General features: G+C 71.3%; 21 protein-coding genes and 1 pseudogene. 15 read left to right on the forward strand and 7 right to left on the reverse strand.

Features of this window, described 5'->3' with window-relative positions; genetic code table 11:
* Positions 1 to 9: 9 nt before the first annotated feature.
* A complete protein-coding gene (locus tag ACLL9L_RS01655; RefSeq protein WP_411282902.1) occupies positions 10 to 357 on the reverse strand; it encodes an MmcQ/YjbR family DNA-binding protein in 348 nt (115 codons plus the stop codon).
* A gap of 102 nt (positions 358 to 459) precedes the next feature.
* Between ACLL9L_RS01655 and ACLL9L_RS01660 the strand changes: the two genes are divergently transcribed.
* Both ACLL9L_RS01660 and ACLL9L_RS01665 read left to right on the forward strand, forming a co-directional pair.
* Positions 460 to 708 carry a type II toxin-antitoxin system Phd/YefM family antitoxin gene (locus tag ACLL9L_RS01660; RefSeq protein ID WP_411282903.1) on the forward strand — a complete coding sequence of 83 codons (249 nt, stop codon included), beginning with the start codon at positions 460 to 462 and terminating at the stop codon, positions 706 to 708.
* Positions 705 to 965, forward strand: coding sequence for a type II toxin-antitoxin system RelE family toxin (locus tag ACLL9L_RS01665; RefSeq protein WP_411282904.1), 261 nt, complete (start codon positions 705 to 707; stop codon positions 963 to 965). The genes ACLL9L_RS01660 and ACLL9L_RS01665 overlap by 4 nt, the downstream gene beginning before the upstream one ends.
* Positions 966 to 1,058: 93 nt before the next feature.
* Here ACLL9L_RS01665 and ACLL9L_RS01670 read toward each other — a convergent pair whose 3' ends face one another.
* On the reverse strand, positions 1,059 to 1,529 hold the full coding sequence (locus ACLL9L_RS01670) for a hypothetical protein (RefSeq protein ID WP_411282905.1): 471 nt from the start codon (positions 1,527 to 1,529) through the stop codon (positions 1,059 to 1,061).
* Positions 1,530 to 1,635: 106 nt separating this feature from the next.
* Positions 1,636 to 2,625, reverse strand: coding sequence for an SAM-dependent methyltransferase (locus tag ACLL9L_RS01675; protein WP_411282906.1), 990 nt, complete (start codon positions 2,623 to 2,625; stop codon positions 1,636 to 1,638).
* An 89-nt stretch (positions 2,626 to 2,714) separates the two neighbouring features.
* On the opposite strand from ACLL9L_RS01675, the pseudogene ACLL9L_RS01680 reads away from it, so the two are divergent.
* The 5 genes and pseudogenes from ACLL9L_RS01680 to ACLL9L_RS01700 all read left to right on the forward strand — a co-directional run.
* A pseudogene (locus tag ACLL9L_RS01680) lies at positions 2,715 to 3,623 on the forward strand (Rossmann-like and DUF2520 domain-containing protein); the annotation flags it as partial.
* A gap of 9 nt (positions 3,624 to 3,632) precedes the next feature.
* Positions 3,633 to 4,547 (forward strand): pantoate--beta-alanine ligase, encoded by a 915-nt coding sequence (gene panC / locus ACLL9L_RS01685; RefSeq protein WP_411282907.1) that lies wholly within the window; start codon positions 3,633 to 3,635, stop codon positions 4,545 to 4,547.
* A 10-nt stretch (positions 4,548 to 4,557) separates the two neighbouring features.
* Positions 4,558 to 6,261, forward strand: a complete 1,704-nt coding sequence (locus ACLL9L_RS01690) for an L-aspartate oxidase (protein ID WP_411282908.1) — start codon at positions 4,558 to 4,560, stop codon at positions 6,259 to 6,261.
* The gene (gene nadC / locus ACLL9L_RS01695; RefSeq protein WP_411282909.1) at positions 6,258 to 7,148 is read left to right on the forward strand and encodes a carboxylating nicotinate-nucleotide diphosphorylase; all 891 of its coding nucleotides are present in this window, start codon (positions 6,258 to 6,260) and stop codon (positions 7,146 to 7,148) included. Before ACLL9L_RS01690 ends, nadC begins: the two co-directional genes overlap by 4 nt.
* Before the next feature lies 1 nt (position 7,149).
* Positions 7,150 to 7,629 (forward strand): GNAT family N-acetyltransferase, encoded by a 480-nt coding sequence (locus ACLL9L_RS01700; protein ID WP_411282910.1) that lies wholly within the window; start codon positions 7,150 to 7,152, stop codon positions 7,627 to 7,629.
* 61 nt (positions 7,630 to 7,690) lie between these two features.
* Here ACLL9L_RS01700 and ACLL9L_RS01705 read toward each other — a convergent pair whose 3' ends face one another.
* A complete protein-coding gene (locus ACLL9L_RS01705) occupies positions 7,691 to 8,461 on the reverse strand; it encodes an AAA family ATPase (RefSeq protein ID WP_411282911.1) in 771 nt (256 codons plus the stop codon).
* A gap of 65 nt (positions 8,462 to 8,526) precedes the next feature.
* On the opposite strand from ACLL9L_RS01705, the gene ACLL9L_RS01710 reads away from it, so the two are divergent.
* Genes ACLL9L_RS01710 through ACLL9L_RS01720 form a run of 3 tightly spaced genes read left to right on the forward strand, consistent with a single transcriptional unit; the run spans position 8,527 to position 10,639 of the window.
* Positions 8,527 to 10,044: a lysine--tRNA ligase gene (locus ACLL9L_RS01710; protein ID WP_411282912.1), complete on the forward strand. Its 1,518-nt coding sequence runs from the start codon at positions 8,527 to 8,529 to the stop codon at positions 10,042 to 10,044.
* 2 nt (positions 10,045 to 10,046) lie between these two features.
* Complete coding sequence (locus tag ACLL9L_RS01715) at positions 10,047 to 10,244, forward strand: hypothetical protein (RefSeq protein ID WP_411282913.1); 198 nt, start codon at positions 10,047 to 10,049, stop codon at positions 10,242 to 10,244.
* Positions 10,245 to 10,303: 59 nt separating this feature from the next.
* Positions 10,304 to 10,639: a histone-like nucleoid-structuring protein Lsr2 gene (locus tag ACLL9L_RS01720; RefSeq protein WP_411282914.1), complete on the forward strand. Its 336-nt coding sequence runs from the start codon at positions 10,304 to 10,306 to the stop codon at positions 10,637 to 10,639.
* 123 nt (positions 10,640 to 10,762) lie between these two features.
* On the opposite strand, the gene ligD (ACLL9L_RS01725) is transcribed toward ACLL9L_RS01720, so the two are convergent.
* Positions 10,763 to 11,683 carry a non-homologous end-joining DNA ligase gene (gene ligD / locus ACLL9L_RS01725; RefSeq protein ID WP_411282915.1) on the reverse strand — a complete coding sequence of 307 codons (921 nt, stop codon included), beginning with the start codon at positions 11,681 to 11,683 and terminating at the stop codon, positions 10,763 to 10,765.
* On the reverse strand, positions 11,676 to 12,629 hold the full coding sequence (ligD, locus tag ACLL9L_RS01730; protein ID WP_411282916.1) for a non-homologous end-joining DNA ligase: 954 nt from the start codon (positions 12,627 to 12,629) through the stop codon (positions 11,676 to 11,678). The genes ligD (ACLL9L_RS01725) and ligD (ACLL9L_RS01730) overlap by 8 nt, the downstream gene beginning before the upstream one ends.
* 208 nt (positions 12,630 to 12,837) lie before the next feature.
* Here ligD (ACLL9L_RS01730) and ACLL9L_RS01735 point away from each other — a divergent pair, with 208 nt between their 5' ends.
* From ACLL9L_RS01735 to ACLL9L_RS01750, 4 genes are all read left to right on the forward strand, one after another.
* Positions 12,838 to 13,191 carry a YciI family protein gene (locus ACLL9L_RS01735; RefSeq protein ID WP_411282917.1) on the forward strand — a complete coding sequence of 118 codons (354 nt, stop codon included), beginning with the start codon at positions 12,838 to 12,840 and terminating at the stop codon, positions 13,189 to 13,191.
* A gap of 7 nt (positions 13,192 to 13,198) precedes the next feature.
* Positions 13,199 to 14,425, forward strand: a complete 1,227-nt coding sequence (locus tag ACLL9L_RS01740) for an RNA polymerase sigma factor (RefSeq protein ID WP_411282918.1) — start codon at positions 13,199 to 13,201, stop codon at positions 14,423 to 14,425.
* 143 nt (positions 14,426 to 14,568) lie between these two features.
* Positions 14,569 to 15,432 carry a Ku protein gene (locus ACLL9L_RS01745; protein WP_411282919.1) on the forward strand — a complete coding sequence of 288 codons (864 nt, stop codon included), beginning with the start codon at positions 14,569 to 14,571 and terminating at the stop codon, positions 15,430 to 15,432.
* On the forward strand, positions 15,433 to 16,344 hold the full coding sequence (locus ACLL9L_RS01750) for an Fpg/Nei family DNA glycosylase (RefSeq protein WP_411282920.1): 912 nt from the start codon (positions 15,433 to 15,435) through the stop codon (positions 16,342 to 16,344).
* A gap of 50 nt (positions 16,345 to 16,394) precedes the next feature.
* On the opposite strand, the gene ACLL9L_RS01755 is transcribed toward ACLL9L_RS01750, so the two are convergent.
* The gene (locus tag ACLL9L_RS01755; protein WP_411282921.1) at positions 16,395 to 16,880 is read right to left on the reverse strand and encodes a hypothetical protein; all 486 of its coding nucleotides are present in this window, start codon (positions 16,878 to 16,880) and stop codon (positions 16,395 to 16,397) included.
* 337 nt (positions 16,881 to 17,217) lie between these two features.
* On the opposite strand from ACLL9L_RS01755, the gene ACLL9L_RS01760 reads away from it, so the two are divergent.
* A partial coding sequence (locus tag ACLL9L_RS01760) for an ATP-dependent Clp protease ATP-binding subunit (protein WP_411282922.1) occupies positions 17,218 to 19,544 on the forward strand: 2,327 nt, incomplete at its 3' end.

Below are 19,544 nucleotides of genomic sequence, written 5' to 3' on the forward strand. Positions count from 1 at the left end.
CGGCCCGTCTCAGGTGGCGGCCTCCCAGGCCCTGACCAGCGTCCGCGGGGCGCGGACGCGCCAGGACTCGGTGATGATCTCCCGGGCCTCCTCGACGTCGACTGCGTCGAGTGAGACCAGCAGGATCGGCGTCCCGTCGTAATGGGGGGTGGTGAAGAACCGGCCCGGGTCGGACGCGATCATCGCCACCTTGTCCTCCTCGGAGGGGAGCCAGACCACCAGCGCCTCGGGATCGTCACGGATCCAGGTGAACATCCGCGCCGCCGTGCGCCACGAAGGCCGCCCTCCGTACGTCGCCTGCTCGTGCGAGCCCGGCAGGCTCGCGGCGATGCGCCGGACGTCGTCGTGGGAGATCACCGCTCGACCGTATCCCCACCGGGCGGGTCATCCCTTCGCCCGGCCGGCGAGAGCGGAGCGACGTTGTCGTACGCTTTTTGCAAGATGTTGTACGATTCTGCGATGGCGACCATGAGCATCAGTGCGGCACGCGGGAACCTCCCCGCAGCCGTGGAGTTGTCTCGCACGGAGGCGGTCTTCCTCGAGCGCTATGGGCGTCCGGCGGCGGTACTGGTCAGTCCCGAGCGCTACGACGAGCTGATGACCGCGCTGGAGGAGTCAGAGGACGCCGCTGCCTTCGACGCGGCCATGGACGAGGAGGGGCCGAACATCCCCTGGGAGCAGGTCAAGGCTGATCTCGGCTGGGCGTGAGCACGTACCGCGTCGAGCTGCGGCCGGCCGCAGCGAAGGCACTTCGCAAGCTCGACCCCTCAGTCCGCGGGCGCATCCATGGCGCCGTTGCCCTGCTCGCGCAGGACCCACGACCGCCGGCGGCCCGGGCGTTGCAAGGCCGCCCCGGTCTGCGGGTCCGAGTCGGTGACCACCGCATCATCTACACCGTGCAGGACGACGTCCTCCTGGTGGTGGTCGTGACCCTTGGGCATCGACGCGAAAACTACGGACGCTGATCGCGCTCCGGTCGAGTCGTTGCCGTCCCGGTTGGCCAGCACGTGCCGTGCTCAACCGCCCGTCACCGGCCGGGTGCCAACGCGTATTCCGGGTCAGGTCCTGAGCGTCACTGTCGCCTTCGCTGACGTGACGTGCGCCGGGGTGTCGGCAGCGTTGCTGGCCGCGCCCCACACCTCGAGGCTGTCGGTGCAACCCTTCTTGTGTGTGGTCGCCTCGATCCTGGACACTGCCGTCAAGGTGGAGGGCGCATCCGTCGCGGTCATGGTGGCGTCGGTCCTCGTCGCCGGCCGGCCGGCCAGCCCCGGCCCCACGATGACCCAGCTGCAGATCTCCTTCCCGGTCATCCACAACTCGACGAATGAGACGCCCCCGCTGTCAGCAGCCTTCATCAGGATCTGGGCTCCCGCGGCGGACAGGTCGGTGGTGCTGCCGAAGGCGACGTCGTCGACACCTCCTGGGTTGGCCTTGGTGCCGGCGATCGACATGGCCAGCGCCGGCGCCGTGGTGTCCCGATGATCGCGCGAGACCGGCGGGCCGGGGCAGGCTGTCAGGAGCACGGTCACCAGACCTGCAGCGACGACAGTCAGCCGGCGCGGCGGAGGTGGGCGAAGTTCGTCATCGTGGCCTCGTGCTCGAAGGGGAGGGGTCACCCCAGAGGCGGCGGGACCGTCACGGAATACCTGCGTGCACGCGGCCGGTGTTCGAGACCACCCACCAGAAGGTGCCGAAGCCCCCGGGGTCGAGCAGGCTGGTCGCTGCGCTCGCCGCGCCGAGGGCCGACAGGTATGCCGCGGGATCCTCACGCGCAAGGGTGTGTTCGGGGGTGAGCCCGCTCACGCCGACCCGACGCAGGGCCTCCCGCTGGGTGAGGAGCTCGTCCTGCTGCAGCGAGTCGACCGCCACGTGCGCCGTGAGGTCGCAGCTGCCGTCGGGCACCGGCGCCACCTGCACCCCTTGCCGGTATGCCGTCAGGGTCCCTTCGCCCGGACGCTGCGCGACGCGGTGCCCGTAGTCGACTGCGATGGCCGCGCCCCCGGACATTCGCCCGATCAGGTCCTCCCACGCGGCGTCCCGGTGGCGCCCGACCTCGGCGCGGTCACCGGGCCGGGCGTCTGCGCCTGTCGCGGACGGCCAGAACCGGGCGCACCAGTCGAGGTCGGCATCATCGAGGGGCCATCCCAGCGACTCCTCGCCCGTCCTGACGTCGACGCAGACCTCTCGCAGGCCACCGTCGTCGCCGACGGCCGCGACGGTGCACGGCACGACGTCGAGCCACTCGTGCGCGATGACCAGCGCGCGCACCGGCGCCAGGTCGTCCGGGAGCCGGGCGCCGCCCGGCGAGACCAGCCACTCGACGTCAGGGAGGAGAGCGGTCGGCCGGGCCACCACCTCCACGCCGGTCAGGGGGCGTCCGGGCGCCGCCGCGCGCAGGGCACCGAGCAGCTCGCCCCGCCCGGCCCCCACGTCGACGATGCCGTCGGCGCCCAGCACGTCGGCCCAGGCCCAAAGGGCCTCGGCGAGCACCCTCCCGGCGACGCCGTGGGTCGACGTGGTGAAGTGCCCGGCCGGACCGGCCGGGTTGCGGTAGAACCCCTGCGGTCCGTAGAGGGCGCCCTGCCACGCCTCCCGCCACGGCACCACGTCCGGGGACAGAGTCATGGGCGGGTCAGGGGCGGGTGATCGGCCGGGTCATGGCGCGAATCTAGCGGTCGTCCCGCACGTCGAGACCCCGAGGGCGACGAGGTAGGTTCTGGCGGGTGAACGACCCCACGCAACAGCCGGCGCGTTTCAGCGTCGGAGTCGTCGGCACCGGCCGCGTCGGTGCGGTCCTCGGTGCCGCGCTGCACCGGGTGGGCCACCGGGTCGTCGCGTGCTCGGCGGTGAGCGAGGCGTCGCTGGAGCGGGCGCACCAGCTGCTGCCCGGCATACCCGTCCGCGAGGTGCAGGACGTCGTCGCGGCGGCCGACCTCGTGCTGCTCGCCGTGCCCGACGACGCGCTCACCGGCCTGATCGCCGGGCTGGCGGCGACCGGCGCCTTCCACGCCGGCCAAGTGGTCGTCCACACCAGTGGGCGTCACGGCGTCGGGATCTTCGAGGCCGCCGCGCGCAGCGACATCCTCCCGCTCGCCATCCACCCGGCCATGACCTTCACGGGCACGGCGATCGACCTCGACCGGCTCACCGACTGCTGCTTCGGCGTCACCACGCTCAAGGAGTTGCGGCCTCTCGGCGAGGCCCTCGTCCTCGAGATGGGTGGTGAGCCGGTGTGGATCGAGGAGGAGGACCGCCCGCTCTACCACGCAGCGCTCACCCACGGCTCGAACCACCTCGTCACCCTCGTCGCCCAGTCCATGGAGCTGCTCGACGACGCCGGCGTCGAGCACCCCGGGCGGCTGCTCTCGCCGCTGCTCGGGGCGGCCCTCGACAACGCCCTGCGGCTCGGTGACCAGGCTCTCACCGGACCGGTGGCTCGCGGTGACGCGGGCACTGTCGCCGAGCACCTCGCGGAGCTCGCCGCCGCTCCCGAAATACGTTCGTCCTACCGCGCGCTCGCGCGGGCGACGGTGCAGCGGGCCGTCGCCCGCGGTCGCCTGCGCCCCGCCGAGGCGGCGTCCGTCCTGTCCGTGCTCGACGAAGAGATGCAGCAGGAGGACTAGGTGCCCGACGTGAGGCCGACCCCGACGACGCAGCCGACGCTGGTCGTTGCCCGCAGCCGAGACGAGCTGCGGCGCGCCCGCGCCGAGCTCACCGAGGGGGACGTCGCTGTCGTCATGACGATGGGCGCCCTCCACGAGGGGCACGCCACGCTGATCGGCGCCGCCCGCGAGGCGGCCCGACACGTGGTGGTGACGATCTTCCTCAACCCGCTGCAGTTCGGGCCGAAGGAGGACCTCTCCCGCTATCCGCGGACCTTCGACTCCGACCTCGAGATCTGTTCTGCCGCAGGGGTGGACGTGGTATTCGCCCCGACACCCGACGTCGTCTACCCCGACGGCGACCCCGGCGTGACGGTCGCTGCCGGCCCGCTCGGCGCGGTCCTCGAGGGGCAGTCGCGGGCGGGCCACTTCGACGGCGTCCTCACCGTGGTCGGCAAGCTGTTGCACCTCACCCGCGCGGACCGGGCCTTCTTCGGGCAGAAGGACGCCCAGCAGCTGCTCCTGATCCGGCGGATGGTGCGCGACCTCGACTTCCCCGTGGACGTCGTCGCGGTGCCGACGGTGCGCGAGCGCGACGGCCTGGCGATGTCGAGCCGCAACACCTACCTCGCGCCGTCCGACCGGGAGACGGCGCTGTCCCTGTCGAGGGCGCTGCGCGCCGGCGCGGCCGCCGCGACCGGGGGTCCGTCGGCCATCCGTCGGGCCGCCCGCGCGGTCCTCGTCGAGGAGCCGCTGGCCCTGGTCGACTACCTCGTCCTCGTCCACCCCGAAACGCTCCAGGACGTGCCCGAGTGGTATTCCGGCGAGGCGCTGCTCGCGGTCGCCGGCAAGGTCGGGACGACCCGGCTCATCGACAACGCGCCGCTCCGGGTCGGACCCGGCGGCGGGGCACTGGAGGTCTTCTCCTGTGCCGCAACCCGCTGAGAGGTATCCCGTGCAGCCGCCCCCGCCCCCGCCCCCGCCCGCGCCGGTCCGCGTCCCCCGGTGGCTCGACGCCCCGGAGCCGGGCTGGACGACGGCCGTCGACGTCATCGTCGTCGGCACCGGCATCGCCGGCCTGACCGCCGCCCTCCGGCTGCGCGAGCAGGTCGACACGGTGCTGCTCGTGACCAAGACCGTCCTCAACGAGGGGTCGACGTCGTGGGCCCAGGGCGGCATCGCCGCGGCCATGGACCCGGCCGACTCGCCCGAGGAGCACCTGCACGACACCCTCGTCGCCGGTGTCGGGCTGTGCGACGTCGAGGCCGTGACGGCGCTCGTGACAGAGGGCCCGGTCCGGGTCCGCGAGCTGGTCGCCCTCGGCGCCGAGTTCGACCGCGGCAGCGACGGCGAGATCCTGCTGACCCGTGAGGGCGGCCACCACCGCGACCGGATCGCCCACGCCGGCGGTGACGCGACCGGCAAGGAGATCAGCCGCGCGCTGATCGAGGCCCTGCACCGGGTGCAGTCCGACCCGGGCATCCAGGTCATCGAGCACGCCCTCGTCGTCGACCTCCTGCAGGACCTCTCGGGGCGGGTCTGCGGGGTGACCGTCCACGTCATCGGCGAGGGCCAGGTCGACGGCGTCGGCGCGGCGCACGCCCGGGCCGTCGTCCTCGCGACGGGGGGGCTCGGCCAGATCTACTCCTCGACGACCAACCCCTCGGTCTCGACCGGCGACGGCATGGCCATCGCCCTGCGTGCCGGCGCGGTGATGGCCGACGTCGAGTTCGTCCAGTTCCACCCGACGGTGCTCTGGCTCGGCGAGGAGGTCGGCGGACAGCAACCGCTCATCTCCGAGGCGGTGCGCGGCGAGGGCGCCTTCCTCGTCGACGTGCAGGGGGTGCGGTTCATGCAGGGCGCCCACGAGCTCGCGGACCTCGCGCCGCGCGACGTCGTCTCGCGGGCCATCGTCGCGCGGATGGAGTCCACCGGGACCAACCATGTCTTCCTCGACGCGCGCCACCTCGGACGCGACTTCCTCGAGCAGCGTTTCCCGTCAATCGTCGCCAGCTGCCGCGAGCACGGTCTCGACCCGGCGAGCGACCTGATCCCGGTGGCCCCGGCCCAGCACTACGCCAGCGGCGGGATCCGCACCGACCTCGACGGCCGGTCCTCCCTCGAGGGGCTGTATGCCTGTGGCGAGGTGTCCTGCACCGGCGTCCACGGCGCCAACCGGCTCGCCTCCAACTCCCTCCTCGAGGGGCTCGTCTTCGCGCACCGGATCGCCGACGACATCACGCGCCGGTTCGCGGCGGGCGACCTGGTGGCCACGACGCCGCAGCCGCGCGACGACGACACGACCCTCGTCCGCGCGCAGCACCGCGGCGAGATCCAGCAGGCGATGACGGAGGGCTCGGGCGTGGTCCGCTCGGCAGCGTCGATGGCCGCCACGGCGGCGGACCTCGCCGAGCTTGCCGTGTCGCCGGAGCCCGAGGTGGGCGGCCCGACCTCCTGGGAGACGACGAACCTCCTGCACCTCGGCCAGCTCCTCACCCTCATGGCGTCCCAGCGCGAGGAGACCCGGGGTGGCCACGTCCGCTCGGACTTCACCGAACGCGACGACGTCCACTGGCTCGGTCACACCCACGCCGTCCGCTGCGCCGACGGCGGGCTGAGCACGACCTTCCACCCGACCGAGCCCCAGGACCTGACATGAGCGACGTGCACTTCCCCGCCGCCGACGCCGCGGCCCTCGTCGCGGCCGCGCTCGACGAGGACCTCGGGCCCGAGCACCTCGACGTGACGACCCTGGCCACGATCCCGGTAGAGCAGGTGCAGGCCGGCGAGGTGGTGGCCCGCGCCGGCGGGGTCGTCGCCGGCCTGGCCGTCATCGACCTGGTCTTCACCCGGGTCGCCGATCTCCTGGACCTCGAGCCCCCCTCGGTCCAGCTCCTCATCGAGGACGGCACGGCGGTCGTGCTCGGCGACGTCGTCGCCCGGGTGACCGGACCGGTCCGGGCCGTCCTCGTCGGCGAGCGGACGATGCTCAACATCGTCTGCCGCCTCAGCGGGATCGCGACCCACACCCGCCGCTGGGCGGACGCCCTCGACGGCACCGGGGCGATGGTCCTCGACACCCGCAAGACCACCCCGGGGATGCGCCACCTCGAGAAGTACGCCGTGCGCGCCGGCGGCGGCACCAACAAGCGCATGGGCCTCTACGACGTCGCGATGATCAAGGACAACCACAAGCTCGCCGCCGGCTCGGTCAGCGCGGCCTACGCCGCCGTCCACACGGCATACCCAGCAGTCGACATCGAGGTCGAGGTCACCACGCTCGCCGAGGCCCACGAGGCGTATGCCGCGGGCTCGCGGTTCATCATGTGCGACAACATGTCGGTGGACCTGCTCACCGAGACGGTGAACGCGTTGCGGGACAAGGCAGAACGCGTCGAGATCGAGGCGACCGGGGGACTGACGCTCGAGGTGGCCCGGGACTACGCCATGACCGGGGTCGACTACCTCAGCGTCGGCGGACTGACCCACTCGTCGCCGATCCTCGACCTCGCGCTCGACCTCGTCGAGCCGGATGCGGGGGAGTGAGATGGCGGCCGTCCTCGTGCGGGCCGTCGTCCCCGACGACCACGACCGGTGGCGCGAGCTGCACCGCGGCTACACCGCCTTCTACGGGGTCGAGCACACGGACGAGCTGACGCAGCGGGTGTGGTCGTGGCTGCAGGACCCCGGCCACGAGCTGGAGGGCCTGGTCGCCGTGGACGCCTCCGGTCGGGTCGTCGGCATCGCGCACGTGCGGCCCTTCGTGCGGCCCCTCGGGGCGACGACCGCGGGCTTCCTCGACGACCTCTTCGTCGACCCGGAGCACCGCGGGACCGGGGTGGCGGACGCGCTCCTCGCCCGGCTGCGGGTGATGGCCGCGGAGCGCGGCTGGAGCACGGTCCGCTGGATCACCTCGGACGACAACTACCGGGCCCGGGCGAAGTACGACCAGGTGGCGGTCCGGACGATGCTCGTGACCTATGACATGGCGCCAGACACCGGTGACATGGCGCCCGACGCCGGTTGACGGCATACCCCGTCCTGACCGGGTTGTCGTGCGTTCGTTGACACGTCACGAAGGACGGGCGTCAGTCGACGACGTGGCGCAGGTAGCGCTCCGGGGCATCGAGGAACCGGCGGTGGTGGTCGACGACCGACAGGTCCTGCCAGCCCGTCTCGTGGAAGCCGTCCTCGTCGAGCTCGAGGATCGTGGCCCCGGGCAGGCTGGCGATGATCGGCGAGTGGGTCGCGACGAGGACCTGCGTGCCGGGCTGGCTCCCCAGCCGGGCGAGCGAGCCCACGAGGGCCAGCTGGGCAGTGAACGACAGGCCCGCCTCCGGCTCGTCCATGACGAAGAGCCCCTCCCCGGCGAAGCGCCCCGTCGCGAGCATCGCGAGGAAGGACTCGCCGTGGCTCAGCCGGTGGAAGTCGGGGTCCCGCGAGCGGGGGCTGTCCCGGCCGGACCCGTCCAGGTAGGTGAACAGGGCGTGCATCGTCTCGGCCCGGATGAAGTAGCCCCACCGGCTCGCGCCCGCACCGCGCTGCAGGCCGAGCGACTCGTGCAGCGGCGACTCGCTCACCCACGTGCTGTTCATCGCCCCGGTGGAGCCGCCCTCGCCGTTCATGCCGAAGGCCATCGCGACGGCCTCGACGATTGTCGACTTCCCCGTCCCGTTCTCGCCCACGAGGACGGTGGCCCGGCCCAGGTGGAGCCCGTCCCGCAGCAGCTGCGCGACGGGCGCCAGGGTCGCGGGCCACACGTCCGGGGCCAGGGTCGCATCGAGGCTGCGCTGGACACGGCGCACCGGCAGCGGCTCGAGCCACGACCCGCCCATGCCGTCGGAGCCTGCTGCCGCCATGGGACGACGCTACCCGGGGGAAACCGGTGCAGGGCGGGGTCCGCCCGCTCGGTAACCTTGGCCCCGTGACCGACGAGCCCCAGACGCCCCCCACGGCGACTGCCGACCCAGCCGACGACCTCCCCGAGCAGATGAGGGTGCGCCGCGCCAAGCGTGAGCGGCTGCTCGCCGCCGGCCACCCGGCATACCCCGTCTGGACGGCCCGCACGCACACCCTCGCGCAGGTCCGGGAGCAGTGGGGCGCCCTGGGGACCGGCGAGGAGTCCCAGGACGTCGTGGGCGTCGCCGGCCGTGTCGTCTTCGTCCGCAACACCGGCAAGCTGTGCTTCGCGACCCTCCAGGAGGGCATCGGCACGCGCCTGCAGGTCATGCTCAGCCTCGCCGAGGTGGGGGAGGGGCCGCTCGCGGAGTGGAAGGCCCTCGTCGACCTCGGCGACCACGTCGTCGTGCAGGGCCGGGTCATCTCCAGCCGGCGCGGCGAGCTGTCGGTCCTGGCGACGTCGTGGCGGATGGCGTCCAAGGCGCTGCGGCCGATGCCGACGCTGCACAAGGAGCTGTCCGAGGAGACTCGCGTGCGGCAGCGCTATGCCGACCTCATCGTGCGGCAGGAGGCACGCGACATGGTGCGCACCCGGGCGGCGATCACCCGGGTGGTCCGCGAGACGCTGGACGCGCAGGGTTACGTCGAGATCGAGACGCCGGTCCTCCAGCTGACCCACGGCGGCGCACTGGCCCGGCCGTTCACGACACACCTGAACGCCTTCGACCAGCCGATGACGCTGCGGATCGCGCTCGAGCTCAACCTCAAGAAGGCGGTCGTCGGTGGGGTCGACCGGGTCTACGAGCTGGGCCGGATCTTTCGCAACGAGGGCGCCGACGCGACGCACAGCCCCGAGTTCACCATGCTCGAGGCCTATCAGGCCTACGGCGACCAGACGACGATCGCGCGGCTCATGCAGGACGTCTACGTCGCCGTCGCCGACCTGCTCGGCTCCCGGCAGGTCGAGACGCCGGCGGGGGTCGTCGACCTCGATGGCGAGTGGCGCTGGCTGCCGGTCTACCAGGGGATCAGCGAGGCGGTCGGCGAGGTCGTCACCCTCGAGACACCGCTGGAGACGCTGCGCGAGTATGCCGTGAAGCACGACGTGCCCCTCGACCCCGCCTGGGGCGCGGAGAAGGTCGCGCTCGCGCTGCTCGGCGAGCTCGTCGAGCCGGGGCTGATCCAGCCGACGTTCCTCTGCGACTACCCCGCGTCGGCCCAGCCCCTGGCCCGCCCGCACCGCAGCGAGGCCGGCCTCATCGAGGCGTGGGACCTCATCATCGGGGGCGTGGAGCGCGGCACCGGCTTCTCCGAGCTCATCGACCCGGTCATCCAGCGGGAGGTGCTCACCGCGCAGTCCCGGCTCGCCGCGGGCGGCGACGACGAGGCCATGCAGATCGACGAGGACTTCCTCCGGGCGCTGGAGTACGGTGCCCCTCCGATGGGCGGCCTCGGTTTCGGGATGGACCGGATGGTCATGCTCTTCAGCGGCGTCAACATCAGGGAAACCATTCTCTTTCCGCTCCTGAAGCCGGAGGCCTGACCATGTGGGACAGCGTCTTTCCCTACCTTGCCGCTCTATTACCGACGGTGGGCGTCGGCGCGTTGTTCTTCTTCATCATCAAGAACATCCTCGAGGGTGACCGGCGTGAACGCCTGGCCCAGTCGAAATGGGATGCCGAGCTTGACGCCAAGAATGCGGCGGCCCGCGCCGAAGGGAAATCGGAGGGCCCAAAAGATTGATAGGATCTCTTTGATGGAATGACGGGGCAGACCTCATTCATCGAGAGAGAGGAATATTCATGGCACAACGCGTCCAGATCGTCCTCGAGGACGATGTCGACGGGGGCGCCGCCTCCGAGACCGTCACCTTCGGGCTCGACGGGGTGACCTACGAGATCGACCTCAACGACGACAACGCCGGCAAGCTCCGGGACAGCCTCGCCGCCTGGGTCGGCCACGCCCGCCGCAGTGGTGGACGGCGCGCCTCGGGCCGCCGCGCCGGCACAGAGCCGACCACGCGCCGCGCCGACCTCGGTGAGATGCGCGAGTGGGCCCGCAAGCACGGCCACCAGGTCAGCGACCGCGGCCGGGTCTCGTCCGTCGTCCAGGAGGCCTACGACCAGGCCCACAGCTGAGGGCTGCACCACCTGAGCGTCCACAAGTCCTCACGTGAGGATCTGTGGACGCCTTGTCGGACCTGAGCCGTCCACACCTCCTCACGTGAGGAGGTGTGGACGGCTGGACGACATTCCTGGCAGTCAGGGCAACAGGGCGCCGGCGAGGTCGCCCCGCTCATCCAACCGGGCCAAGACCTCGTCGAGAAGCAATTGACCCAAAGGACCCTCAGCTGCGGCCCCTCGCTCCACTTCGTCCCAGGTGCGCGGGGCCGCGACATAGGGAGCAACCTTTCCCCGCAACGAATACGGGCTAATGGTCGTCTTTGCGGCGGTGTTCTGGCTCCAGTCCAACAGGACCTTTCCGGGGCGCAGCGACTTCGTCATCTTCCACACGACGAGATCAGGGTGGGTCTTTGTCATCTCCTGGGCCAGTTGTTGGGCCAGCGCGCGGATGTCGTCGGCCGAGTGCGTGCCCGGCAGCGCGGCATACACCTGCATGCCCTTGCTCCCGCTCGTGACCGGCACGGTCGCCGTCAGCCCCATCGCCTCGAGGTGCGGCCGGACCCAGAGCGCGACCTGCGCGCACTCGCGCAGGCCGGCGCCCGAGCCGGGGTCGAGGTCGATGACCAGCCGGTCGGGGTCGCGCGGCTGACCGCTGTCGTCGACCTGCCACTGGGGGACGTGCAGCTCGAGCGAGGCGAGGTTGACGAGGTAGGTGAGGTCGGCGAGGTCGAGGACGAGCGGATAGACGACCCGGTCCCGTTCGGGATGGTCCTCGGGGTTGCGTCCGTGCGACGAGATGGTCACCGACGGCAGCCACGCCGGCACGCCGGAGGGCAGGTTCTTCTCGAAGAAGCTCGCCCCCTCCACGCCGTGCGGCCACCGGATCCGGGTCACCGGCCGGCGAGCGAGGTGGGCCAGCAGCGTCGGTGCCACGCGGGCGTAGTAGTTGAGCACCTCGCCCTTGGTCGTCTCGGTGGCGGGATACATCACCTTGTCGAGGTTGCTGACCGCCAGCCGCCGGCCGGCGACCTCGACGCTGACCCGCTGCTGCTCAGCCACCACTGCTCCAGCCGGGGACGACCTCGGCGTCGAGGTCACCCGGGTTGAGGTCCGGTCGCAGGCCCCGGTATGCCGGCTGGCGCAGCCGGTGCTGAGACGTCAGTCCCAGCGACTGGACCTCGCACACGAGGACGGGATGCACCCACGTGGCGCCCGCGCAGTCCTCGCGGGGGACCTGCGTGACGAAGGGCGACCCCGCCGCGGCAAGGGGCGCGAGATCCGTGGCCAGCAGTCCCCCCGCCTTGCCCGCGAGGCCGCTGCCGACCCGGCCGAGGTAGTGCAGCCCTCCCGGCGCCGGGACGCCGACGAGGACCGCGCCGAGGCGGGCCGTGTCGGTCTCCGGCCGCCAGCCGCCGATGACGACCGACATCGAGGTGCGGTGAGCCGACTTGAGCCAGTCCCCGCTGCGGGCGCCCGGGACGTAGCGGGAGGAGAGCCGCTTGCTGACGATCCCCTCGAGGCCCTGGTCGCGGGTCGCGACGTGAAGGAGCGGGCCGTCGGTGAAGGTCGGGGGCACCTGCCAGTGCGGGCCGGCGAGCTCGAGGCGCTCCAGGGTCGCGCGGCGGTCCGACAACGGGCGGTCCGTGAGGTCGACGCCGTAGAGGCGCAGCAGGTCGAAGACCATGTAGGTCACCGGGTTCCGGGCGGCGAGGATCGCCGCCCTGCGGGGGCTCGTGACGTGGAAGCGCTCGGCGAGCGCCTCGAAGGACGGGACGCCGTCCTTGAGGGCGACGACCTCCCCGTCGAGGAGCAGCTCCTCGAAGGTCTCGACGAGACCCGCGAGCTCCGGGAAGGCGACGGTGACGTCGCGCTCGCTGCGGCTGGACAGCCGGAGACCACCGGCCCGGACGTCGGCGAGGATCCGCATGCCGTCCCACTTGACCTCGTGCACCCAGCCCTCACCACCGGGGACCAGCCCTGTGGGCGACGCGAGCATGGGACGCATGGAGCCCATCCTGTCCCACCGGAGCACCACCCGCCGGATGGTGGCGGTGTCCGGCGGCAGATCACGCCGCCCGAAACATTCACTCGGGCAGAGTGTCCTGTCACGGCCGACCCGTTCGTGGAGGAGGTGAGAAGGGAAACCTTCCGCGACATCCGAACCGCTCACGCACCACGACCCGGCACCACCCATCCAGCACCAGGAGCACCCCATGACCCAGTACCTGCTTTCCGTCCACGGCGCCGACACCGACCCCGTCCCCGACAACGTCGACGAGATGTATGCGGCCGTCGACACCTTCAACACCGCCCTCAAGGCCTGCGGCGCCTGGGTCTTCGCGGGCGGACTCCACCCGGCCTCGACCGCGACGGTGGTCGACGCAACCGGATCCGGCGACCCGGTGACGACCGACGGCCCCTACCTCGAGTCGAAGGAGCACCTCGGGGGCTTCTGGATCGTCGACGTCCCCGACCTCGACGCCGCCCTTGAGCTGGCCCGGAAGGGGTCCGCGGCCTGCGCCGGCCCGGTCGAGGTCCGCCCTTTTCAGACCGAGCCGGACGCCTGATCGAGTCGTGTCGACGTCCGGTCACCCCGACCTCGAGCGGGTCTTCCGTGCGGAGCACGGTCGGGTCGTCGCCGCCTTGGTCCGCCGCTTCGGCGACATCGACGTCGCCGAGGAGGCGGCCCAGGAGGCCTACCTCATCGCCCTGCAACGATGGCCCGGGTCCGGCCTGCCCCCGAACCCCGGGGCCTGGCTGACGACAACGGCCCGCAACAAGGCGATCGACCGGCTCCGACGCGAGTCGACCCGCGACTCCAGACACGCCCAGGCCGCCATGCTCACCGACACCGAGGACTTCGGGTTCGCCGCTCCCGTCACCTCCGTCCCGGACGACCGGCTTCGGCTGATGTTCACCTGCTGCCACCCGGCGCTGGCGACGAGCGCCCAGGTGGCGCTGACCCTGCGGCTGCTCGGCGGTCTCACGGTGGCCGAGATCGCCAGCGCCTTCCTCGTCGACGAGGCGGCGATGGCCAAGCGCCTGACCCGCTCGAAGCAGAAGATCAGGGTGGCCAGGATCCCGTACCGCGTGCCGAGTGACGCCCAGCTGCCCGATCGGGTCCGCGGGGTGCTCGCCACGCTCTTCCTCGTCTTCAACGAGGGCTACCTCTCATCGGGCCCGGAGACCGCCATCCGGATCGACCTGTGCGCGGAGGCGATCCGGCTCACCCGGGTCCTGGTCGCGATGATGCCGGACGAGCCGGAGGCCCAGGGCCTGCTGGCGCTGATGCTCCTCACCGACGCCCGCCGGCCCACCCGGGTCGCTGACGGCGCCCTCGTCCTGCTCGCCGACCAGGACCGCAGCCGGTGGGACCACGACCTCGTCGCCGAGGGCCACACGATCGTGCGGGCGTGCCTGCGCCGGGGCCGCCCCGGCCGTTACCAGCTCCTCGCGGCGATCAACGCGGTCCACACCGACGCGGCCACCGCCGAGGAGACGGACTGGCGCCAGGTCGTCGCGCTCTACGACCAGCTGTATGCCGTGGACCGCACCTCCGTCGTCGCGCTCAACCGTGCCGTGGCGCTCGCCGAGGTCGACGGGCCCGAGACGGCCCTGGCGATCCTCGACACGCTCGACCTCGACGGCTACCACGCCTTCCACGCCACCCGAGCCGACCTCCTGCGCCGGGCCGGCCGCACAGCGGGGGCGGTCACGGCATACGAGCGCGCGCTGGAGCTGGCGACCAACCCGGGCGAGCGCGCCTTCCTGCTCGGCCGTCTCGGCGCACTCCGCACGTGACACCGCGCGCGACGCCGCGTGTGCGTCCGGCAACGTGGTCGTCATGGCGACCCACCTGCCGGACGCAGCGCGGGTGTTGTGGGGGCCGAACCGGGTAGGGGATGCTGGAGACCAACCATGACTGCTGGGACAAGGGAGCACGGATGCCTCGCGCGATGTGGAAGGGGGCGGTGTCGTTCGGCCTCGTCAACGTGCCGGTGAAGCTCTACTCGGCGACGGAGGACCACGACATCTCGTTCCGGCAGGTGCACCGTGAGGACGGCGGGCAGATCAGGTACAAACGGGTCTGCTCGATCGACGGCGAGGAGGTCTCCTACGACGACATCGCCAAGGGCTACCAGACCGATGACGGCCAGATGGTCGTCATCACCGACGAGGACCTCAAGACCCTGCCGAGCCAGGCCAGCAAGGAGATCGCGGTCGAGAAGTTCGTGCCCGCCGAGCAGATCGACCCGATGCTCCTCGACAAGCCGTACTACCTCGAGCCCGAGAAGGGCGCCGCCAAGGCCTACGCGCTGTTGCGGGACGCCCTCGAGGCCGCCGACCGGATGGCGCTGGTCACCGTCTCGATCCGATCCCGGATGAACATGGCGGTGCTGCGCGTGCGCGACGGGATCATCGTCCTGCAGACCATGCTCTGGCCCGACGAGATCCGCGCCGCCGACTTCGCCGACCTCGGCGACGTCGGCAGCGCGACCGAGCGCGAGCTGTCGATGGCGACGATGCTCATCGAGTCGCTCGCGGGGGACTACGACCCGTCGGAGTTCGAGGACGACTACGCCCAGGCCGTCGAGGCGATGGTCACGGCCAAGCTCGAGGGCGGCGAGGTCAAGGCCGCCCCCGCGGCGAAGGACGGCTCCGGTGAGGTCGTCGACCTCCTCGAGGCCCTCCAGCGCTCGGTGGACAAGGCCAAGGCCGCGCGCGGGGAGCCCGTCTCGACGCCGTCCCACGCCGCGGCGAAGAAGACCCCGGCGAAGAAGAGCGCCGCCAAGAAGAAGGCCAGCTGAGTGCCCGAAGGCCACACCCTCCACCGACTCGCGCAGGCCCTCGACGGCGCCTTTGCCGGCACCACCCCAGACCTCTCCTCGCCCCAGGGCCGGTTCAGCGAGGGCGCGGCGCTGCTGGACGGCCGCGCCGTCGTCGAGGCCTCCGCGTGGGGCAAGCACCTCTTCGTCGAGTTCACCGGCGAGCAGTGGCTGGGCGTCCATCTCGGCCTCATCGGCAAGTTCTCCGTCGAGCGCTACGACCGGTATGCCGGGGTGCCACCCGTGCGCGGCCAGGTGCGGCTGCGGCTGCTCACCTCGGAACACGTGGCGGACCTGCGCGGCGCCATCATCTGCGCGGCGCTGTTGCCCGCGGAGGTCGACGCGGTGGTGGCCCGGCTCGGGCCGGATCCGTTGCGGGCAGAACAGGATCCGGACCGGGCGTGGACGCGGCTCTCGCGGTCGGGACGCTCGGTCGCCGAGCTGCTGATGGACCAGTCGATCCTCGCCGGGGTGGGCAACGTCTACCGGTGCGAGGTGCTCTTCCGGCACCGGGTGGACCCCTTCCGACCCGGCAAGGAGATCCGCAAGAAGACGTGGGAGCTGATCTGGGGCGACCTCGTGCGACTCATGCCGCTCGGCGTCGCCTTCAACCAGATCATCACCATGGAGGACCAGGTGGAGCAGGCCACGGCACGGGTCGCCGAGGGCAGGGTGCCGGTGATGACCTCGGTGCACACCGACTCGGCGAGGCGGGCGGAGCCCGGCCCCGCCGGGGTCGTCGCGGCGCCGGGGGGGAGCGGACGCCTGCGGCGGCGCTACTACGTCTACCGACGTCAGGGCGAGCCGTGCCTGGTCTGCGGCTCCAGGGTCCGCACCCGGGTCGTCGCCGGGCGCAACCTCTTCTGGTGTGGCCGCTGCCAGCGCCGCCGCTGAGGAAGGCCAGGGTCCTGACCTCCGCTTCCCCGGTGGCCGTCCCCGTTGGTCTACGTGCTGGTGTCGAGCGCGATGCCCACCGCCGCGCACCGGGAGATGCCGAGGTCCTCGGCGACCTGGTTCCCGCGGGCGTTCGGGTCGGCGTAGGCCTGCAGCTCGACCAGCGCCTGGACCTGGTCCATCCGGTCGCCCGCGGCGCCCGCCCGGATGAGGGCGTCAGCGGCCTGGTCCCAGTCCCGGGTCATCAGCTGGAGGCGTGGCTGGACCTCCGCCGGTGCATCGATCTGCCGCAGGGCCTGGTCCATGATCTGGAAGACCTGCCCCTCGTATGCCGCGGTGCTCCACCACGCTGCGCCGGCCGGGTCCTGCTGGTGCGTGTCCAGCAGGTCCTGGGCGGTCTGACACCGCGCCGTCGCGTCTGTCCTCCAGCTGGTCGTCGTGGGCACGACGGGGCCTGGACCGGGACCGGCGCTGGGGTGCCCCCCGATCAACCCCGCCGACACCCCAGCGGCGACAAGACCGATCAGGGCGGTCACCAGCCCGACCGGATGTGCAGTCCTGCTCCGAGGCGCGGTGTCATCCATGGGTCCTCCGGTCACTACCGAGCGCGCGGCACCTGTACGCCGGGTTACCTGTAACGGAGTGAGCGAGTCGCGCGGTGATACGAGCCGGCCCGGCGATATCCCCCGACCCGCCAACACTTCCGCCGTGGGCGAACATGAGCGGGGGCCGCTCAATGGGGGGAACAGCACGGCATACGGGGGCGTTGCTCAGGTCGCAGGCCTTCGCCGGGTGTCGCAGATTGGGACCGGGCGGGCGCCGTCAGGCATGACAGATACCATGGGGTGTCTCGACAGGTAGGGAGCTATGGCGATGTTCGAACGGTTCACAGATCGGGCCCGACGAGTTGTGGTGCTGGCGCAGGAAGAAGCGCGCATGCTCAACCACAACTACATCGGCACCGAGCACATCCTGCTAGGGCTCATCCACGAGGGTGAGGGTCTCGCCGCGAAGGCGCTCGAGAACCTCGACATCTCCCTCGCAGCCGTCCGCGAGCAGGTGCAGGAGATCATCGGGCAGGGCCAGCAGGCCCCGACCGGTCACATCCCCTTCACCCCGCGGGCCAAGAAGGTCCTCGAGTACTCCCTGCGTGAGGGACTCCAGCTCGGGCACACGTACATCGGCACCGAGCACATCCTGCTCGGCCTCATCCGTGAGGGTGAGGGCGTCGCGGCACAGGTCCTCGTCAAGCTCGGCGCCGACCTCAACAAGGTCCGCCAGCAGGTCATCCAGCTCCTCGCGGGCTACCAGGGTGGCCAGGGCGAGAAGGCCGGCGCTGGTGTCGGGCAGGGCCAGCAGGCCGAGGGCACGCCCGCGGGCTCGCTCGTCCTCGACCAGTTCGGCCGCAACCTGACCCAGGCTGCCCGGGAGGGCAAGCTCGACCCGGTCATCGGGCGCGAGAAGGAGATCGAGCGCGTCATGCAGGTCCTGTCGCGCCGGACCAAGAACAACCCGGTGCTCATCGGGGAGCCCGGCGTCGGCAAGACCGCCGTCGTCGAGGGCCTCGCCCAGGACATCGTGCGCGGTCAGGTCCCCGAGACGCTCAAGGACAAGCAGCTCTACACGCTCGACCTCGGCGCGCTCGTGGCCGGCAGCCGCTACCGCGGTGACTTCGAGGAGCGCCTCAAGAAGGTCCTCAAGGAGATCCGCACCCGAGGGGACATCATCATCTTCATCGACGAGATCCACACCCTCGTCGGGGCCGGTGCGGCAGAGGGCGCCATCGACGCCGCGAGCATCCTCAAGCCGATGCTCGCCCGGGGCGAGCTCCAGACGATCGGGGCGACCACCCTCGACGAGTACCGCAAGCACATCGAGAAGGACTCGGCCCTCGAGCGCCGGTTCCAGCCGATCCAGGTGGCCGAGCCGTCGCTGGCGCACACCATCGAGATCCTCAAGGGCCTGCGCGACCGCTACGAGGCCCACCACCGGGTCTCCATCACCGACGGCGCGCTCATCAGCGCCGCCAACCTCGCGGACCGCTACATCAACGACCGCTTCCTGCCCGACAAGGCGATCGACCTCATCGACGAGGCGGGCGCCCGGCTGCGCATCCGCCGGATGACCGCCCCGCCGGACCTTCGTGAGTTCGACGAGAAGATCGCGAACGTGCGTCGCCAGAAGGAGGCCGCGATTGACGGCCAGGACTTCGAGAAGGCTGCGAGCCTGCGTGATGACGAGAAGACCCTCGTGGGCCAGCGCAGCGACCGCGAGGCCCAGTGGAAGTCCGGCGACATGGACGTCGTGGCCGAGGTGGACGAGGAGCTGATTGCCGAGGTCCTCGCCGCGTCGACCGGCATCCCGGTCTTCAAGCTGACCGAGGAGGAGTCCAGCCGCCTGCTCAACATGGAGGCCGAGCTCCACAAGCGCATCGTCGGCATGGAGGAGGCCATCAAGGCGCTCTCCCAAGCGATCCGCCGGACCCGGGCCGGTCTGAAGGACCCGCGACGTCCGGGCGGCTCGTTCATCTTCGCCGGCCCCACGGGTGTCGGCAAGACCGAGCTGGCCAAGACGCTCGCCGAGTTCCTCTTCGGCGACGAGGACAGCCTGATCCAACTCGACATGTCGGAGTACTCCGAGAAGCACACCGTCTCGCGGCTCTTCGGCTCACCTCCTGGCTACGTCGGCTACGAGGAGGGCGGCCAGCTGACCGAGAAGGTCCGCCGCAAGCCGTTCTCCGTCGTGCTCTTCGATGAGGTCGAGAAGGCCCATCCCGACATCTTCAACACCCTGTTGCAGGTGCTCGAGGACGGCCGGCTCACCGACTCGCAGGGTCGGATGGTCGACTTCAAGAACACGGTCATCATCATGACGACCAACCTCGGCACCCGGGACATCAGCAAGGGCGCCCTCGGGTTCTCAGCCGGGCCGGAGACCAAGTCCGAGTACGAGCGGATGAAGAACAAGGTCCAGGACGAGCTCAAGCAGCACTTCCGGCCGGAGTTCCTCAACCGCGTGGACGACATCATCGTCTTCCCGCAGCTGAGCCAGGCGGAGATCGTCCAGATCGTCGACCTGGAGATCGCCAAGCTCGACTCGCGGCTCAAGGACAAGGACATGGGTCTCGAGCTGACGACCATGGCCAAGGCCCTGTTGGCCAAGCGCGGCTACGACCCCGTGCTCGGTGCGCGCCCGCTGCG

It is taken from the genome of Lapillicoccus sp. (assembly GCF_046595215.1).
In the GTDB taxonomy this organism is placed as follows: Bacteria; Actinomycetota; Actinomycetes; order Actinomycetales; family Dermatophilaceae; genus Lapillicoccus.

Excerpts from the sequence above, each read along its gene's own strand:
- ACLL9L_RS01660 (WP_411282903.1), top strand. The coding sequence starts at position 460 with ATGGCGACCATGAGCATCAGTGCGGCACGCGGGAACCTCCCCGCAGCC.
- ACLL9L_RS01675 (WP_411282906.1), bottom strand. The coding sequence starts at position 2,625 with ATGACTCTGTCCCCGGACGTGGTGCCGTGGCGGGAGGCGTGGCAGGGC.
- nadC (WP_411282909.1), top strand. The coding sequence starts at position 6,258 with ATGAGCGACGTGCACTTCCCCGCCGCCGACGCCGCGGCCCTCGTCGCG.
- ACLL9L_RS01700 (WP_411282910.1), top strand. The coding sequence starts at position 7,150 with ATGGCGGCCGTCCTCGTGCGGGCCGTCGTCCCCGACGACCACGACCGG.
- ACLL9L_RS01705 (WP_411282911.1), bottom strand. The coding sequence starts at position 8,461 with ATGGCGGCAGCAGGCTCCGACGGCATGGGCGGGTCGTGGCTCGAGCCG.
- ACLL9L_RS01715 (WP_411282913.1), top strand. The coding sequence starts at position 10,047 with ATGTGGGACAGCGTCTTTCCCTACCTTGCCGCTCTATTACCGACGGTG.
- ACLL9L_RS01720 (WP_411282914.1), top strand. The coding sequence starts at position 10,304 with ATGGCACAACGCGTCCAGATCGTCCTCGAGGACGATGTCGACGGGGGC.
- ligD (WP_411282916.1), bottom strand. The coding sequence starts at position 12,629 with ATGCGTCCCATGCTCGCGTCGCCCACAGGGCTGGTCCCCGGTGGTGAG.
- ACLL9L_RS01735 (WP_411282917.1), top strand. The coding sequence starts at position 12,838 with ATGACCCAGTACCTGCTTTCCGTCCACGGCGCCGACACCGACCCCGTC.
- ACLL9L_RS01745 (WP_411282919.1), top strand. The coding sequence starts at position 14,569 with ATGCCTCGCGCGATGTGGAAGGGGGCGGTGTCGTTCGGCCTCGTCAAC.